We start from the raw sequence: 17,050 nt of genomic DNA, 5'->3' as shown, positions 1-17,050 counted from the left end.
TGACCCCGGATCGATCCTGCAGACATTCCTCCACGCATTGCGTGGCTCTACCATCGGGGCATGAGCCTACCCAAGCCCCTGTGGCGACGCCTGCTGCGCATCGCCGCACTCCTCCTCGCCGCACTGTTGCTGCTGGTGTTGTCCGGCCTGCTGCTGGCCGACCATCTCACGCCGCAGGCGCAGGGCGCGCCCTCGCAGGTGCTGCCGTTGCAGCCGGCGCAAACCCGCATCGACCGGGAGATCGTGCCGCTGCAGGATGCCCATCCCGGCAAGTCCGGCGTGGCCTTCCTCAGTGATGGCATGGACGCGTTCGCCGCGCGCGCGATGATCACCGCACACGCCGGCCGCAGCCTGGACCTGCAGTACTACATCTGGCACGACGACCTGATCGGCCACCTGATGGCCAAGGCGCTGTATGACGCTGCCGAGCGCGGTGTACGCGTGCGCATCCTGCTGGATGACATGAATGCCAAGGACAAGGACGCGCTGATGATGGCGCTCGATGCGCACCCCAACATCGAGATCCGCCTGTACAACCCGTTCCGCAACCGCAGCGGCATCGCCCGCACGCTGGAACTGGTGCAACGCGCCTTCAGCGTGAACCACCGCATGCACAACAAGAGCTGGATCGCCGATGGCCGCATCGCCATCGTCGGCGGCCGCAACATCGGCGAGGAATACTTCAGTGCGCGCGATGATGTGAACTTCCAGGACCTGGACCTGGTGGTGGCCGGGCCGGCGGTACAGCAGGCCAACCGGATCTTCGACGACTACTGGAACAGCCGCGCGGCGATTCCGATTTCCGCACTGGCGTCCTACACCGATGCGCAGCTGCGGCAACTGGTGCGCCAATCGGACCTGGATGCGATGCAGGCCAAGGCCCAGCCCTACCTGCAGCGCGTGGCAGCCTCGCGCCTGCTGCAGCGGCCCAGCCCGGAACCACTGCACTGGAGCGCCGAGGTCCGCATCGCCTCCGATCCGCCGATGAAGCATCGCGACGATGACCGCCGCAGCTGGCTGGTCAGCACGCTGAGCGAGGAACTGCGCAGCACCCGCCGCAGCGCGCTGCTGATCTCGCCCTACTTCGTGCCCGGCGACGATGGCGTACGTGCGCTGTCGACACTGGCCGCCACTGGCGCGCAGGTCGGTGTGGTCACCAATTCGCTGGCCGCCAACGATGTGGCCGCCGTGCATGGGGGTTACATGGGCTACCGCGTTCCGCTGCTGCAGGCCGGGGTGCAGCTGTACGAACTGAAGGCGCACGGCCGTCCCGATACCAGCCTGTTCGGCAGCAGTGGCGCCAGCCTGCATACCAAGGCATTCGTGGTCGACGACCGGCGCGGCTTCGTCGGCTCGTTCAACCTCGACCCGCGCTCGGCCTACCTCAACACCGAGATGGGCGTGCTGTTCGATGATCCGGTACTCGGGGCGCAGCTGCGCGAGGAGTACCTGCGCTTGGCCGGCCCCGCCCACAGCTGGTGGCTGGCCCTGGGCCACAACGACAGGCTGCGCTGGCTGGAACGGCAGCCGCCACCGCACTGGGTGGAGGCCGAACCCGGTGCCAGCCTGGGCAAGCGCTGGACCGCGCGGGTGATCAGCTGGCTGCCGGTGGAATCGCAGCTGTAGGGTGTCAGGGGGTTGGGCCGGCCTCTTCCTGCCCGGCTTCATCCAGCGTTTCCACGCTGCGCCCGTGCAGGCGCCGCCAGATCCAGCGCAGTGCATGCGGCGGGGCCGACGGCAGTTGCTCCAGCAGGGCCAGCATGCGGCTCTGGCTGGCGTGGCCATGGCGGCACAGCAGGCTGGCCGCTGCGGCGGCACTGGCCAGGCGCAGGCTGTCGGCCAGTGGCCCCTCGGCCTCCGGCGCCAGCGCCTGATGCACCGGTTCGGGCAGCTCCCAGGCCGCAGCCACGCGTTGTGCCAGCGGCAAGGACCATTGCTGCAGCAACTGCAGGGCCAATGCCGGCTCCACGCTTTCGCCGCGCGCCTGTGCCTCCTGCAGCAGCTGGCGCATCACCAGTGCCGAACCCAACCCCTGCACCAGGCCCAGCCATTGCGCGGCGAATGCATCGCCGAAGGTGACCGTGCGCGCGTGGTCGGCGGCGGCGCGCGAGGCCAGCAGGGCGTGCTCCCAGATGATCGCGCTGAACTGCGGGAACACCTCGCACTGCACCTGCATCACCGGCTGTACCAGCACGGCGCTGATGATCTGGCGCACGCCTTCGGTGCCGACCAGGGTCACCGCCCGCTGCAGGCTCTCCACCGGACGTTCGTGCACCTTGTAGGCCGGGCTGTTGGCGATGCGCAGCAGGTTGCCGGTCAGCACCGGGTCCTGGCCGATGATCGCCGCCATCACCCGTGCAGACGCAGCGTCATCGTTGACGGTCTGGATCAGCTGAGGCAGCAGTTGCGGCCGGCGTGGCAACTGCCGGGCCGCCCAGTCGCGGGCCTGCAGCGCGCGCGCCACCGCATCGGCCAGCCCGGCGTTCTGCGCCGGTTCCGGCTCGCCGGCCAGCCGCGGGTACAACGCCAGCGCGTGCAGGCCACGCTGCAGGTGCCCGGCGATCTCGCCCGCAGGCAAGGCCTCGCCCTGCAGGCTGGCCGCTGCGGCGGCCACCGCCTGTCGCGAAACGGCCGCCAGACGCGACGGTGCGGCCCCGGTCGAACGCGCCAGCCAGCCGCGCAGGCGTCGCCACCACGCCGTTCTCATCGCTGCCTGCCCTGTTGTTGTGGTGCCCTTGCCGTCACTGACCGCCTGCCTCTTCACGCCGATCCGGCCACCGGCCGTCGTCGCAGCATCGGCCGCACTTTCATCTTCTTTAACCGGACCGCCGCCGCTGTCGACGGCAAGTGCCGGGGGAATGGACTAGAATGGCGCCGCGCGACCCGTCCCCCTGCACCGACGACGTCGCTTTTTTTGTTTTGGGACCCTACCGTTCATTGGCCGTTCGCTGCAGTTCGCCGCTGTTCGTGCCATCGGAGACGCCATGCTATTCGAAACCCTCGCCACCACCGGCCACGAACAAGTGGTGTTCTGCCACAACCACGATGCCGGCCTGAAGGCGATCATCGCCATCCACAACACCACCCTGGGCCCGGCCCTGGGCGGCGTGCGCATGCGCCCCTACGCCAGCACCGACGAGGCGCTGGCCGACGTGCTGCGGCTGAGCCGGACGATGACCTACAAGAATGCGCTGGCCGGCCTCAACGTCGGTGGTGGCAAGGCGGTGATCATCGGCGACCCCAAGACCGACAAGACCGAAGTGCTGTTCCGCGCCTTCGGCCGCTATGTGGATTCGCTGGGCGGGCGCTACATCACCGCCGAGGACGTCGGCACCGACGTCAACGACATGGAGAACATCTACCTGGAGAGCCAGTTCGTGACCGGCGTGCACCAGGTCCACGGCGGCTCGGGTGATCCGGCACCGTTCACCGCCTACGGTGCGCTGCAGGCGCTGATGGCCTCGATGCGCTTCAAGTTCGGCCACGAGGAAGTGGGCAAGACCAGCATCGCCGTGCAGGGCCTGGGCCACATCGGCATGGAACTGGTGAAGCTGCTGCGCGACCGCGGTGCCAAGCTGTACGTGACCGACCTGGACAGCACCCTGGTCGATCGCGCGGTCAGCGATTTCGGCGCCGAAGCGGTCAAGCCCGATGAGATCCACGAAGTGAACGCCGACGTGTTCGCACCGTGTGCGCTGGAAGGCGCGATCAATGCCGACACCGTGCCGCGGATCAAGGCGAAGATCATCTGCGGCACCGCCAACAACCAGCTGTCGAGCCTGGACATCGGCGACCAGCTGCACGCACGCGGCATCCTGTATGCACCGGACTATGCGGTCAACGCCGGTGGCGTGATGAACGTGTCGCTGGAAATCGACGGCTACAACCGCGAACGCGCGATGCGCCTGATCCGCAGCATCTATCACAACCTCACCCGCATCTTCGAACTGTCGCAGCGCGAGAACATCGCACCGCAGCGCGCCGCCGACCGCATCGCCGAAAGCCGCATCCTGTCCATCGGCAAGCTGAAGATGCCGTTGGGCCGCAGCACGCCGCGCCTCGGTAACCTGCGCGGCGGCTGAGGCTGAAGGCGTCGCGCCGGGCATTACCCGGCGCGACCGTTGCATCAGAACCCGGTGCTGTAGCGCAATGCGGCCTGGCGCGCGCCCTCGCCGCCGACGCGCTGGTCGAAGCCCACACTCAGGCGGCCATTGCGGCCCCACCACGACTCCAGCGCCACGCCCAGCAGCGCACTGCCACGCGGCGCGTTGCCGCCTGCCAGCGGCGCCCAGGCATCGACGCCGACAAAGCTGGCCTGCCAATCGGCGTCACCGCCGTCCAGCCGTTGCTGCCACTCGGCATGTCCACGCAGCGTCCAGCGCCCCCAGCCACGCTCGCCACGGATGCCGGCCAGCATCTGGCTGCGCTGCACGCGGTTGGCATCACCGCGCAGACCGAAGCCGAATCCACCCAGCTCGTTGAACGCATCGGTATCCACGCGCGTGGTGCTGGCCCCCAGATACGGTGTCATCGAAGCACCGGCGCGGCCCAGGCGATAACCGCTTTCCACGCTGGCGCTGCTGAAACGACCGCCATAACGCACGGAGACCCCATAGGCGCCGGCGCCCAGCAGCAGCTGGCGATCCAGCGCGCGGGTGAACTGGCCGCTGCCGACCTGGGCCAGCGCATAGCCGCGCCCCAGGTTCCAGCCGGCATACAGCTGCGCCTGCGCCTGGCGATCACGCCCACGATCACCGCCGAAGCGGCTGCCACCGTTGCTGCGGGTCTCGCCGAAGGCCACGCCCATCAGGCCGGTGCTGCCCAGCGGCAGGTCCTGGCCGGCCATCCAGCCACGGCTGTCGGCGCTGTTACCGGCAGAACTGCCCTGCCCGGCTTCGCCCAGCGCGCTCTGCCAGCTACCGCGCAGCTGCGGCGTGGCCTGCACGCGATCGAAGCGCTCGGCAATCGCGCGCCGCGACATGTCGATGCTGTCGAACGTGGCGGCCTCGGCGCGCGCATGCGCCTGCCCGGACAGGCTTTGCAGGCTGGCTGCCAGGCCCTCACGGCCGCCACCGGTCCATTGCAACGCACCGGCGGCCGCACCGAACGGCGTCGCCTGCAGGCCGCTGTTGCCATCAAGCGTAGTGAACGCGCTGTCCAGCCGCTGCGCGGTGGCCTGCGCCGAGGCCCCCAGCCCGGAGGCGGCGGCGGTGACGCTGACCCGGGTCAGGTTCAACCAGGCGTTGGTGCTGTCATAGCCATAGCTGGTCTGCAGCAACGACAGACCCTGCAGCCCAGTGGAGGTGGCTGCGGCGCTGAACGTACCTGACAGCCCGCCCGCGGCATGGATCAGGTCCTGCCGGCTGCCATCCTGCGGCACATAGCCGGACACGAAACCATGCACGCGCACGCCGCCATCGATCGCCGCCGTGCCGGTGACCTGCAGCGCGCTGGCGCCGAGCGCGATCATCAGCTGCGCGCCGGCCTGCTGGGTGTAGTTGCCCTCGATGGTGCCGGTGGTGTTGCCGGTGGTCAGGAACACGCTGCTGCCATTGACCACGTTGCCGACCACGCGCGGCGTGCCGCCGTTGAACTGCAGGCCGGTGGAATCCGGGTCAGGCTGGCCGAGGATGGTCACGTTGGAGCGGATCACACCGCCATCGCGCAGCGACAGGATGCCGCGTTCGATGCGGGTGGCGCCGGTGTAGCCATTGTTGCCGCTCAGTACCAGCGTTCCGCCGCCGCGCTTGACCAGGCCACCGCTGCCGGCGATGTCGTTGCTCCACACCGATCCGGTCGAGGCGGTGTCCACGTCGGCCACCACGTCACCCCAGTCGAAGCGGCCGGGGCCGTTGATCGCACGGCCGATGTCCAGCAGGCCATACCCGAACACCGGATCGACACCGGCCGCGCCGATGTCCTTGGCCGTGCCCAGCAGGGTCTGCCGCACCAGGTTGTTGTCGAAGTACGGGAAGCGCTGCCAGACCAGTGCGGCCGCGCCGGAGACCAGCGGCGCCGCGAACGAGGTGCCGTAGTTCCAGTAGTAGGAGCCCCCCGAGGCATCGGGATAGACCGCACTGCCCGGTGCTGCCAGGCAGTAGCGTGCCGCCTGTCCGCAGGCATTGGCGTAGCTGGCCAGGGAGCCGGGCGAATACGGGTCCACCGCAGTCGCCACCAGCCAGCCCCGCTCCAGGTCGGCTGCCGGCAGCGAACCGGCCACACCCTGCTGGCTGGGCAGTGCGGCCAGGCTGCTCGGCTCGCTGCGGCCGTCGTTGCCGGCAGCAAATACCACCAGCCCACCGTGGTTGATCACGAACGGGCGGTACTCGGCAGCCACCTGCGCGGTGGTCGGCAGGTCGGTCCAGTACAGGCCGCCCCACGAATTGTTCATCACCTTCACGTTGTAGTTGATCAGATCCTGGTGGACCTGGGCCACGCCCAGCGGGCCGCTGAACGCGTTGCCCTTGCCGCTGCCATCATCGGCCGGCGGCTTGTCGGAGATGATCCGTGCCGAGACGATCTGCGCCCCCGGCGCGATGCCGCCCGGCCACGAACCCACGGCGGCACCCGCGGCCAGACTGGCCACAGCGGTGCCGTGGCCGACCACGTCATCGACGCCGAGATTGTTGCGGGCCGGGTCGATGTAGTTGAGGTTGCCGATCACCCGGCCGTTCAATGCAGCGGCGTTGCGCTGCACGCCCGAGTCGACGATGCCGATGCGCACGCCCTGGCCGTTCAGCCCTGCCGCCTGTGCCGGCCGTGCATTGGTAACTGCCAGATGCGCGTCGAAGGTGGGCTCCTGCGGCTTGGCCGGCGCCGGGGGTGTCGGCGTGGGTGTGGTCGGTGGCGTCGGCGTGGTCGGCGGTGGGTCGACGCGTACATTGCTGCCGCCGCCCCCGCCACCTCCACAGGCCGTGAGCGCCATCGTCAGCGCGGTTGCCAGGACAGTCTTGACCGTTGTCGTGCGTTCCATCGAATCCTTCCCATGAACGTTGGCCTGCCTTCATCCCGGCAGGTAACCGGCGCTGCCCAGCGGCAGCCCTCCCCGACCCTCTATACTTGGGCCGACCCCCACGCAGTCTGCCGGGAAACCGGGGCGCTTCCAACGTCCGCGGTCTCCTTTCCGAACTTTGCTTACGCATCAACGAGATTGCCATGTCCAACATCGTCATCGCCGCCGCCAAGCGCACCGCCATCGGCTCCTTCCTCGGCCAGTTCACCGGCGTGCCGACCCCCACCCTCGGCGCGGCCGCCATCGCTGCAGCCCTGGAACAGTCGGGTGTTCCTGCCGGCGACGTTTCTGAAGTCCTCATGGGCTGCGTGCTGCCGGCCAACCTCGGCCAGGCGCCCGCCCGCCAGGCCGCGATTGCCGCCGGCATTCCGCTGTCGGCCGGTGCCACCACGCTCAACAAGGTGTGCGGCTCGGGCATGAAGACCATCATGCTCGGCCATGACCTGATCAAGGCCGGTTCGGCCAGCATCGTGGTCGCCGGCGGCATGGAATCGATGTCCAACGCCCCGCACATGCTGCCCAATTCGCGCACCGGCAACCGCTTCGGCAACTTCCAGGCGGTCGACCACATGGCCCACGACGGCCTGGTCAATGCCTACGACGGCAAGGCGATGGGCGAATTCGCCGAATGCGCGGTGGACAAGTACCAGTTCACCCGCGAGGAACAGGACGCCTACGCCATCGAGTCGGTCAAGCGCGCACAGGCCGCGCAGGCCAATGGCGCCTTCGCCGACGAGATCGTCGCGGTGAAGGTCGCCACCCGCAAGGGTGAGGTCGAGTTCGCCACCGACGAACAGCCCGGCCGTTCGGACATCGCCAAGATTCCGACCCTGCGTCCGGCGTTCAAGAAGGATGGCAGCGTGACGGCCGCCAGCTCCTCCAGCATTTCCGACGGCGCCGCCGCCGTGGTGCTGCTGACCGAGGAAGACGCTGCTGCGCGTGGCATCACCCCGCTGGCGCGGATTGTCGGCCATGCCACCCACTCGCAGGAACCGGAGTGGTTCACCACCGCCCCGATCGGCGCGATCCACGCGCTGCTGGCCAAGACCGGCTGGTCGCTGGAGCAGATCGATCTGTTCGAAATCAACGAAGCGTTCGCCGTGGTCGCCATGGCCCCGATGCGCGAGCTGGGCATCCCGCATGACAAGCTCAACGTGAATGGCGGTGCCTGCGCACTGGGCCATCCGATCGGTGCGTCCGGTGCCCGTCTGGTGGTGACCCTGGTCAACGCCCTGCGCACGCGCGGTGGCAAGCGCGGCATTGCCACCTTGTGCATCGGTGGCGGCGAAGCGACGGCAATCGCCATCGAATTGATTTGAAAAGATTTAACGATGATTTCGCAAAAATGAATGCGGGATCGCTTGACACCCAATCTTGGCTTGTCATCATGTTGTCGGCGCGCAGTTGCGCGTTGCCTAATCTAACGACGAGGATTCACACAATGAGCATCAACAAGCTGCTGGTCGCGATGTCCCTGGCTCTGGCCCTGGCCGCCTGCTCGAAGCAGGAAGCTGCCCAGGACGCCGCTGCTTCGGCCAACGAAGCCGCCACCGAAGCCCAGGCTGCTGCCGACCAGGCCGCCGCTGCCGGCGCCCAGACCGCCGACGCTGCCCAGCAGGCCGCTGACACCGCCGCCACCGCTGCTGACGCTTCGGTCGACGCCGCTGCCCAGGCTGGCGCTGCTGCCACCGACGCTGCTGCCGGCGCTGCTGCCGACGCTGCCAAGGCTGCCGAAGGCACCGCCGAGAAGGCCAAGGACGCTGCTGAAGAAGCCAAGAAGTAATCACTTCTTTCTTCATGCTGTTCTGGAAAAGCCGCTGGTTCGCCAGCGGCTTTTTCTTTGCCCGGTCTTCACAACGGCATGAATAGGCTGGCGTCCCCATCCATTGCAGCAGCGGAGACCGCCATGAAGATTCGTCCGATCACCACCACCGTGCTGGCCGCCTCCCTGCTGCTGGCCCTGGCCGCCTGCAAGGGCCCGGAAGCCGAACAGGCCAAGCAGGACGCGCAGCAGGCCGCCGACAGCGCCGGTGCTGCCGCCCGCGACGCCGTAGACAAGGCCGCCGCTGCCACCCGCGACGCCGCCGACAAGACCGCAGCTGCCTCTGAACAGGCCGCCGCCGACACCCAGCAGGCCCTGGACAAGGCCGCTGATGCCACGGCCAATGCCGCCGACAAGGCCAAGGACGCAGCGACCGATGCCGCCGCGCACGCCAGCGACACCACCGCCAACGCCGCGCAGAAGGTTGCCGACAAGGCGCGCGATGTCGCAAACGAGGCAAAGGCGAATGCCGCCAAGGAAGAAGCCAAGCACTAAGCCCTACCGGTAGCCGAGCATGGGCTCGGCGCTACAGGAAAAGCCGCGGCACTGGCGCGGCTTTTCTGCATTCTGCTTTTCGCTTCTTCTGTTGATTCCGTGGTGGACGCGCACGGAAAGTGTCCAAGGCCGCGCGGGTAGGTTGCGCAGGGGCGTAAGCGCCATGGATGGCGCGCCCGAGCCTACACGGACGTATTCACGGCGCCCCCTGCGCAACCTACCCGCGCGGCCCATCCATACGCATCAGCGCCCACCCCGAGGGGCTCCGCCGTTGGCCGCCGGTTACGGCAACGCGCGCGCCAGCATCGTCGCCAGATCCACCCCCGCCGGCAGCGTCCCGAACGCCAGCCCATGCTCACCGTGCAGCCGGCTGCGCACGAACGCCTCGGCCATCGGGCTGCGCGCGCGCAGCAGCAACGCCGCCTGCAACAGCAGCGCGGTGCGCTCGCAGAAGATCCGCGCCTGCGATTCTTCCGGCGGCGGCGCCGCTGCCCAGCGCTGCAAGGCCGCTGCATAACGCGCATCCCGGTCGGCCACGGCCGCCAGCTCACCGCGCAATGCTGCCAGCGCCTCCGGCTCGCGCGACAGCGTGCGCAGCACGTCCAGGCACTGGATGTTGCCGCTGCCCTCCCAGATCGAGTTCAACGGTGCCTGCCGGTACAGCCGCGGCAACATCGACTCCTCCACATAACCGGCGCCGCCCAGGCATTCCTGCGCTTCGTTGACGAACACCGCCGCACGCTTGCACACCCAGTACTTGCCCAGCGCGGTCCCCAGCCGCGCCAGCGCTGCTTCATTGGCATCCACGCCGGCACGGTCGACCGCACGGGCGATGCGCATCGCCAGCACCGTGGCCGCTTCAGACTCCAGCGCCAGATCGGCCAACACGTTGGCCATCAGTGCATGTTCCACCAGCAGCTTGCCGAAGGTGCGGCGGTGCCGCGCATGGTGCAGCGCCTGCGCCAGCGCCATGCGCATCTCTGCCGCTGCGCCGAGCATGCAGTCCAGGCGGGTCATCATCACCATGCCGATGATGGTGGCCACGCCGCGTCCCTCCTCGCCCACGCGCCATGCCTGTGCCCCGCAGAACTCGACCTCGCTGGAGGCATTGGCCCAGTCGCCCAGCTTGTCCTTCAGCCGCATCAGCCGGAACGCGTTGCGGTCGCCATCGGCGAGCCGGCGTGGCATCAGCAGGCAGGTCATTCCCGCCGGCGCCTGCGCCAGCACCAGGAAGCCATCGCACATGGGGGCGGAAAAGAACCATTTGTGCCCTACCAGGCGATAGCGCTCGCCGTCGATCGGCTCGGCACGCGTGCTGTTGGCGCGAACGTCCGAGCCGCCCTGTTTCTCGGTCATGCCCATGCCCAGGGTGATGCCGGCCTTGTCCGCCACCGGCACGTCGCGCGGGTCATACACCGGCGCGGCGGCCTTGCGCGCCCAGTCGGCCAGGTGCGGCTGCGACTGCAGCACCGCCACCGCCGCATGGGTCATGGTCAACGGACAGCTGGTGCCGGCTTCGGCCTGATGGTGCAGGTAGCTCAGCGCCGCACGCGCAACATGCGCGCCAGGCTGCGGCTCGTGCCAGGACAGCCCCGCCACGCCATGCGTCTTCGCCGCGTCCATCAACTGGTGATAGGCCGGGTGGAACTCCACGGTGTCGATGCGATGGCCCTGCGCGTCATGCGTGCGCAGGCGCGGGCGGTCACGATTGGCATCAAAGCCCAGGGTGTACAGCTCATCGCCGGCCAGCGCACCGTACACGCTCAGTCGTGGCGAGAAATGCGCGGCGCCCTCGCGCTGCACCGCGTCCATCAGCGCCACGTCGTCGGTCCACAGCGGGTGGCCGGCGAACGGCGGTGGCTGGTTCAGCACCACATGGGTTTCAAACGGAACAACGCTGCTGAAACTGGGTCCACTCATCCGGTCCGTCCTGGTGGCAACAGAGGCGCGCTGCGATTGTGCCGCATCGCCCGCCAAGCCCGCGTTCAGGCCGGTTCTCACCCCGTGCACGAGGGCGCGGCCACAGTGGTGGCATGACAGGCAACGACGATCTGGTGGTGCTGCGCCCGGAGGGGCTCTACTGCGCCGCCGGCGATTTCCATATCGATCCCTGGCGGCCGGTGCCGCGCGCGGTCATCACCCACGGCCACGGCGATCACGCCCGCCCGGGCATGGGCGAGTATCACTGCAGCCAGGGCAGCCTGCCAATCCTGCGCTGGCGACTGGGCGATGTGCAGGTGCACGGCCATGCCGACGGGGTGGCCTTCGGCATGGGCCGGGTGCAGGTGTCGCTGCATCCCGCCGGCCATGTGCTGGGCTCGTCGCAGGTGCGCATCGATGACGGCGAGCAGGTCTGGGTTGCCTCCGGCGATTACAAGCGCCAGCCCGACCCGACCTGCACGCCGTTCGAAGTGGTGCCCTGCGATACCTTCATCACCGAGGCGACGTTCGCGTTGCCGATCTACCGCTGGCCGGACACCGCCACGGTGGCCGCCGAGATCGTGGCCTGGCGCCGCGAATGCGCGCAGCGCGGCGAAGCGGCCATCCTGCTGTGCTACGCGCTGGGCAAGGCGCAGCGGGTACTGGCCGAGCTGCTGCCGCTGGATGACCGGCCCGCCTGGCTGCATGGCGCCATCGCCAATGGCGTGGCGGTCTACCGGCAGGCCGGCGTGCCGATGCTGGAAACGCTGGCCGTGGCCGAACAGGGACGACAGCCCGATGCCGCCGGTCAGCTGATCCTGGCCCCGCCCTCGGCGGCCGGCACGCCCTGGATGCGCCGCTTCGGCCGCCACCAGCTGGGATTCGCCTCGGGCTGGATGCAGCTGCGTGGCAATCGCCGACGTCGCAATGTCGATCGCGGTTTCGTCATCTCCGACCACGCCGACTGGCCCGCGCTGCTGCACACCATCGAGCAGACGCGCGCCTCGCGGGTGATCGCCACCCATGGCAATACCGATGCGCTGATTCCCTTCCTGCGCGAGCGCGGCATCGCCGCCGAAGCCTTCCGCACCGATTTCGGGAGCGAGGAATGAAGGCTTTCGCCGCGCTCTACCAGCGCCTGGACCGCAGCACGGCCACCCTGGACAAGCGTGCCGCGCTGATCGACTACTTCCGCCACGCCGCGGCGCACGATGCGGCGTGGGCGCTGTTCCTGCTCAGCGGCGGCAAGGTCGGCGGCGCACGCCGCAGGATCGCCACCAGTGGCGAGCTGCGCAGCTGGATCGCCGAAGAATCCGGTCTGCCCGCCTGGCTGGTGGAAGACAGCTATGCCCAGGTCGGCGATCTGGCCGAAACACTGACCCTGCTGCTGGATGATCCATTGCATCCCGCCGCCGACCGGCCGTTGTCGGACTGGATCGAACAGCACCTGCTGGCCGTGGCCAACCGTGCCGAGGGCGAGCGCCGCGCGGCGGTCGTCGCCGGCTGGCGGCAGTTGCGCAGCGGCGAGCGCCTGGTGTTCAACAAGCTGCTGACCGGCGCCCTGCGCGTGGGTGTCTCGCAGCGGCTGGTGCAGCAGGCACTGGCCGAATGGTCCGGCCTGGACATCGCGCGCATCGCCCAGCGCATGCTCGGTGCGTGGGTACCCTCGCCCGGACTGCTGGCGCAGCTGTTGTCGGCCGACGAACTGCCGCAGGATCGGCAGCAGCCCTACCCGTTCTTCCTGGCCTCGCCGATGGAGGGCGAGCCGGGCGAACGGCTGGGTCCGATCGAAGACTGGCTGCTGGAGTGGAAATGGGATGGCATCCGTCTTCAGCTGCTGCGCCGGCGCGGCGAAGTGGCGCTATGGTCGCGCGGCGAGGAACGCCTCGATGGCCGCTTTCCCGAGATCGAACAGGCCGCCATGGCGCTGCCCGAGGGCTGCGTGCTGGATGGCGAGCTGCTGGCCTGGGATGAAACCGGCGACCTGCCGCGTGCCTTCACCGCATTGCAGACCCGCATCCAGCGCCGAAAACCCGGCGCGGCGACGCTACGCAACACGCCGGTGCGCGTACTTACCTACGACCTGCTTGAACAGGACGGCGAAGATCTGCGCGCACTGCCGCTGCAGCAACGGCGTGCGCGGTTGGCCGAGCTGATAGGCGCGCTGGATGACAAGCGCATCCAGATGTCGCCTGAGGTTGCTGCCGAGGGCTGGCAGCAGGCCGCCGCACTGCGCGATGGCGCACGCGATCGCGGCGTCGAAGGGTTGATGCTCAAGCGCCGCGCCTCCGTCTATCAATCGGGGCGACGACGTGGCGACTGGTGGAAGTGGAAGGTCGATCCCCTCACCATCGATGCGGTGCTGCTGTACGCGCAGGCCGGGCATGGACGGCGCAGCACGCTGTACACCGACTACACCTTCGGGGTGTGGGACGGCGACACGCTGGTGCCGGTGGCCAAGGCGTATTCGGGATTGGACGACAAGGAAATCCTCACGCTCGACCGCTGGATCCGCGCCAATACGCGCGAACGCTTCGGCCCGGTGCGCAGCGTGCGTGCCGAACAGGTGTTCGAACTGGGCTTCGAGGCGGTCAACCGCAGTGCGCGGCACAAGTCGGGCATTGCCGTGCGTTTTCCGCGCATCCTGCGCTGGCGCCACGACAAGCCGGCCAGCGAAGCCGACCGGCTGACCGCTCTGCAGGCGCTGGCGCGATGACGCGCAGCCAGGCGCTGCGCCGGCTGGAAGACTGGTTCGCGGCACGCGGCTGGCGCTCGCTGCCGTTCCAGCGCGCGATGTGGCGACACTACCTGGCCGGTGAGTCCGGGCTGCTGCACACGCCCACCGGCAGCGGCAAGACCCTGGCCATGTTCGGCGGCCCGCTGCTGCAGGCGATGATTGATCCGCCGCCGGCACCACGCCGTACCAGTGCGGTGCGGCCGCTGCAGGTGCTGTGGGTGACGCCGTTGCGCGCGCTGGCCAGCGACACCGCCCGTGCGCTGCAGACGGTGATCGACGGCCTGGGACTGGGTTGGCGGGTCGGCCTGCGCAGTGCTGATGCCAGCAACCGCGAGCGACGGCAGGCGCGCGAAGGCCGCGTCGATGTGCTGGTGACCACGCCCGAATCGCTGGCGCTGCTGCTGAGTTATCCCGACACGCTGCTACGCATGCGCCAGCTGCGCTGTGTGGTGGTGGACGAATGGCACGAACTGCTGGGCAACAAGCGCGGCGTGCTGTTGCAGTTGAACCTGGCCGTGCTGCGCGATGCTGCGCCTTCACTGCAGCTGTGGGGATTGTCGGCGACGCTGGGCAACCTGGCGCAGGCCCGCCAGGTGCTGCTGCCCGACCGGCCGGACGCTCCCATCGTGCAGGGCGTCCGTTCGCGCCCGATCACCGTGCGCAGCCTGCTGCCGGCGCCCGGCGAACGCTTTCCGTGGGCCGGTCACCTCGGGCTGGCGCAGCTGCCACGCGTGCTGGATGCGCTGATGGTCGCTCGCAGCAGCCTGCTGTTCACCAACACCCGCGCGCAGGCCGAGTTGTGGCACCAGGCGCTGGCGGCGGTATGGCCGGAAGACGCCGATACGCTGGCACTTCATCACGGCTCGCTGGACCCGGCGCTGCGCCAGCAGGTGGAAGACGGCCTGCGCGCAGGCGCGTTGCGCTGCGTGGTGGCGACCTCCAGCCTCGATCTCGGCGTGGATTTCCCCGAGGTTGAACAGGTACTGCAGCTGGGCAGCCCGAAAGGGGTGGCGCGCCTGCGCCAGCGCGCCGGGCGTGCACGCCATCGCCCTGGTGCCAGCGGCTCCATCCTGTGCGTCCCCAGCCACGCACTGGAACTGGCCGAATATGCGGCCGTGCGCCGTGCACTGCACGAAGGCGTGGTCGAAGCCCGCCGGCCACCCACGCTGTCGTTGGATGTGCTGGCCCAGCACGCGGCAAGCCGCGCATTGGCCGGCGGCTTCGACAGCCAGGCGCTGCTTGACCAGGTACGGCGTACCCATGCCTTCGCCGCGCTGGGCGACGCGCAATGGCAGGCCGTGCTGGAGTTCATCGTGCAGGGCGGGCAGGCGCTGGCGCAGTACCCGGACTTCCACAAGGTCGTGCGCGATGCCGATGGCAGCTACCGCATGCATGATCGCCGCCAGGCGCTGCGCCACCGCTTGTCAATCGGCACCATCAGTAGCGATGGCAGCGTGCGCGTACAGTTCCTGCGTGGTGGCGGGCTCGGTGCAGTGGAGGAACAGTTCGCCAGCCGCCTGCGCCGGGGTGATCGCTTCCAGTTCGCCGGGCGCCTGCTGGAGCTGGTGCAGCTGCGTGACATGACCGCCTTCGTGCGGCTGGCGCGCGGACGCGGTGACGGCGTCGTGCCACGCTGGCAGGGTGGGCAGCTGCCGCTGTCGATGGCCCTGGGCCGCGAACTGGAAGCGGTATTGTCCGGTGCCGATGACAGCGCCGAATCAGGCTGGCTGGCGCCGCTGCTGGCACTGCAGGCACAGTTGTCGGCGCGCCCCGGTGCCGATCATCTGCTGGTGGAAGATGTGAGGCGTCGCGAGGGCCAGTTCCTGTTCGTCTATCCCTTTGCCGGCCGCCACGTGCACGAGGCATTGGCGGCGCTGCTGGCGCTGCGTTGTGCCCGCCGGCAGCGCAACAGCATCGGCTATGCGGTGAACGATCATGGTCTGGTGCTGGCACCGGCGCAGGCCATCGAACTCGAACTGCCGCAGTGGCGCGCCTTGTTCAGCCGTGAACATCTGCTGGAAGACCTGCGTGAGGCGGTGAATCTGGGCGAGCTGGCACGCCGCCAGTTCCGCGGCATCGCGCGTGTGGCCGGCCTGCTGGTTCCCAGCCTGCCCGGCGGCATGCCGCGTTCACTGCGCCAGCTGCAGGCCTCGGCGGGATTGCTCTATGACGTCCTGCGTGAGCACGACCCAGGTCATCTGCTGCTGGCACTGGCCGAGCGCGAAGTCCTGCACGACAGCCTGGACCTGCCGGGCCTGCAGCAGATACTGGATCGGATTGGCACCCAGGCACTGTCGCTGCAGCAGCCGGCATCACTCACGCCGCTGGGTTTTCCGCTGTGGGCCGAGCGCCTGCGCGGGCAGTTCAGCAACGAAGACTGGCGCACCCGGGTGCAACGCGCCGCGCAGCAGCTGGAGCGCCGCCATGGTCGATGAGCATCTGCTGCTTGCCGGCGAGCCCATGCGATTGCTCGGTAGCCGCGCGCTGTATTGGCCGGCACGACAGGCGTTGCTGATCGCCGACCTGCACCTGGGCAAGGCCGATGTGTTCCGTCGTGCCGGCATCGCACTGCCCAGCGGCGGCACCGTTGGCGACCTTCAGCGCCTGCAGGCGCTGCTCGAGGCACATGCCTGCCGCGAACTGTGGATCCTCGGCGACATCCTGCATGGGCCGGCGCATCGCGCGGCGTGGTACCAGCACTGGCAGGGCTGGCGCGAACGCAATGCGGGGCTGGAAGTGCATGTCGTGCGTGGCAACCACGACCGGCACCTGGCCCACGCACAGCTGCAGGTCCGGATCCACGACGATGTCCCGCTCGGGCCCTTCCTGCTGCGCCATGAACCTGTGGCCGATCCGGCAAGGCATGTGATTGCAGGACATCTGCACCCACAGATCGCGCTGCCCGCGTTGCGGCGGCGCTTTCCCGCGTTCTGGCTGCGCGAGGGGATGACGATCCTGCCCGCCTTCTCCGCCTTCACCGCCGGAATCGTGCCCGTCCCCGCCCCTGGCGAGCAGATGATCGCCTGCGTGGAGGGCGGGCTGGAGGCACTGTCGACGCGCTGAA

General features: G+C 68.9%; 12 protein-coding genes. 9 read left to right on the top strand and 3 right to left on the bottom strand.

Annotated features, from left to right (window positions below):
- Positions 1-36 precede the first annotated feature (36 nt).
- On the top strand, positions 37-1,626 hold the full coding sequence (locus LZ605_RS21415; RefSeq protein ID WP_249844966.1) for a phospholipase D family protein: 1,590 nt from the start codon (positions 37-39) through the stop codon (positions 1,624-1,626).
- Positions 1,627-1,630: 4 nt separating this feature from the next.
- Here LZ605_RS21415 and LZ605_RS21410 read toward each other — a convergent pair whose 3' ends face one another.
- On the bottom strand, positions 1,631-2,707 hold the full coding sequence (locus LZ605_RS21410) for an HDOD domain-containing protein (RefSeq protein ID WP_249843251.1): 1,077 nt from the start codon (positions 2,705-2,707) through the stop codon (positions 1,631-1,633).
- A gap of 277 nt (positions 2,708-2,984) precedes the next feature.
- On the opposite strand from LZ605_RS21410, the gene LZ605_RS21405 reads away from it, so the two are divergent.
- Complete coding sequence (locus LZ605_RS21405; RefSeq protein WP_107231160.1) at positions 2,985-4,082, top strand: Glu/Leu/Phe/Val dehydrogenase dimerization domain-containing protein; 1,098 nt, start codon at positions 2,985-2,987, stop codon at positions 4,080-4,082.
- A 44-nt stretch (positions 4,083-4,126) separates the two neighbouring features.
- On the opposite strand, the gene LZ605_RS21400 is transcribed toward LZ605_RS21405, so the two are convergent.
- Complete coding sequence (locus LZ605_RS21400) at positions 4,127-6,973, bottom strand: autotransporter serine protease (RefSeq protein ID WP_249843250.1); 2,847 nt, start codon at positions 6,971-6,973, stop codon at positions 4,127-4,129.
- A gap of 182 nt (positions 6,974-7,155) precedes the next feature.
- Between LZ605_RS21400 and LZ605_RS21395 the strand changes: the two genes are divergently transcribed.
- From LZ605_RS21395 to LZ605_RS21385, 3 genes are all read left to right on the top strand, one after another.
- Complete coding sequence (locus LZ605_RS21395) at positions 7,156-8,331, top strand: thiolase family protein (protein ID WP_249843249.1); 1,176 nt, start codon at positions 7,156-7,158, stop codon at positions 8,329-8,331.
- A gap of 122 nt (positions 8,332-8,453) precedes the next feature.
- A complete protein-coding gene (locus LZ605_RS21390) occupies positions 8,454-8,795 on the top strand; it encodes a hypothetical protein (protein WP_004153024.1) in 342 nt (113 codons plus the stop codon).
- A gap of 123 nt (positions 8,796-8,918) precedes the next feature.
- Entirely contained in the window at positions 8,919-9,329 is a 411-nt protein-coding gene (locus LZ605_RS21385; protein WP_249843248.1) for a hypothetical protein, read from the top strand.
- Between the two features lie 282 nt (positions 9,330-9,611).
- Here LZ605_RS21385 and LZ605_RS21380 read toward each other — a convergent pair whose 3' ends face one another.
- Positions 9,612-11,249, bottom strand: a complete 1,638-nt coding sequence (locus tag LZ605_RS21380) for an acyl-CoA dehydrogenase family protein (RefSeq protein WP_249843247.1) — start codon at positions 11,247-11,249, stop codon at positions 9,612-9,614.
- 113 nt (positions 11,250-11,362) lie between these two features.
- On the opposite strand from LZ605_RS21380, the gene LZ605_RS21375 reads away from it, so the two are divergent.
- From LZ605_RS21375 to pdeM, 4 genes are read left to right on the top strand one after another with little or no spacing between them, the layout of a single operon-like run.
- A complete protein-coding gene (locus tag LZ605_RS21375; RefSeq protein WP_249843246.1) occupies positions 11,363-12,361 on the top strand; it encodes a ligase-associated DNA damage response exonuclease in 999 nt (332 codons plus the stop codon).
- On the top strand, positions 12,358-13,965 hold the full coding sequence (locus LZ605_RS21370; protein ID WP_249843245.1) for an ATP-dependent DNA ligase: 1,608 nt from the start codon (positions 12,358-12,360) through the stop codon (positions 13,963-13,965). Before LZ605_RS21375 ends, LZ605_RS21370 begins: the two co-directional genes overlap by 4 nt.
- Positions 13,962-16,421 carry a ligase-associated DNA damage response DEXH box helicase gene (locus LZ605_RS21365; RefSeq protein WP_249843244.1) on the top strand — a complete coding sequence of 820 codons (2,460 nt, stop codon included), beginning with the start codon at positions 13,962-13,964 and terminating at the stop codon, positions 16,419-16,421. Before LZ605_RS21370 ends, LZ605_RS21365 begins: the two co-directional genes overlap by 4 nt.
- On the top strand, positions 16,411-17,049 hold the full coding sequence (gene pdeM, locus LZ605_RS21360; RefSeq protein ID WP_249843243.1) for a ligase-associated DNA damage response endonuclease PdeM: 639 nt from the start codon (positions 16,411-16,413) through the stop codon (positions 17,047-17,049). The genes LZ605_RS21365 and pdeM overlap by 11 nt, the downstream gene beginning before the upstream one ends.
- Position 17,050 lies beyond the last annotated feature (1 nt).

The organism is Stenotrophomonas maltophilia, from assembly GCF_023518235.1.
In the GTDB taxonomy this organism is placed as follows: Bacteria; Pseudomonadota; Gammaproteobacteria; order Xanthomonadales; family Xanthomonadaceae; genus Stenotrophomonas.
Note: the sequence above shows the minus strand (reverse complement) of the source record. Positions and strands in the feature narration are given on the sequence as shown.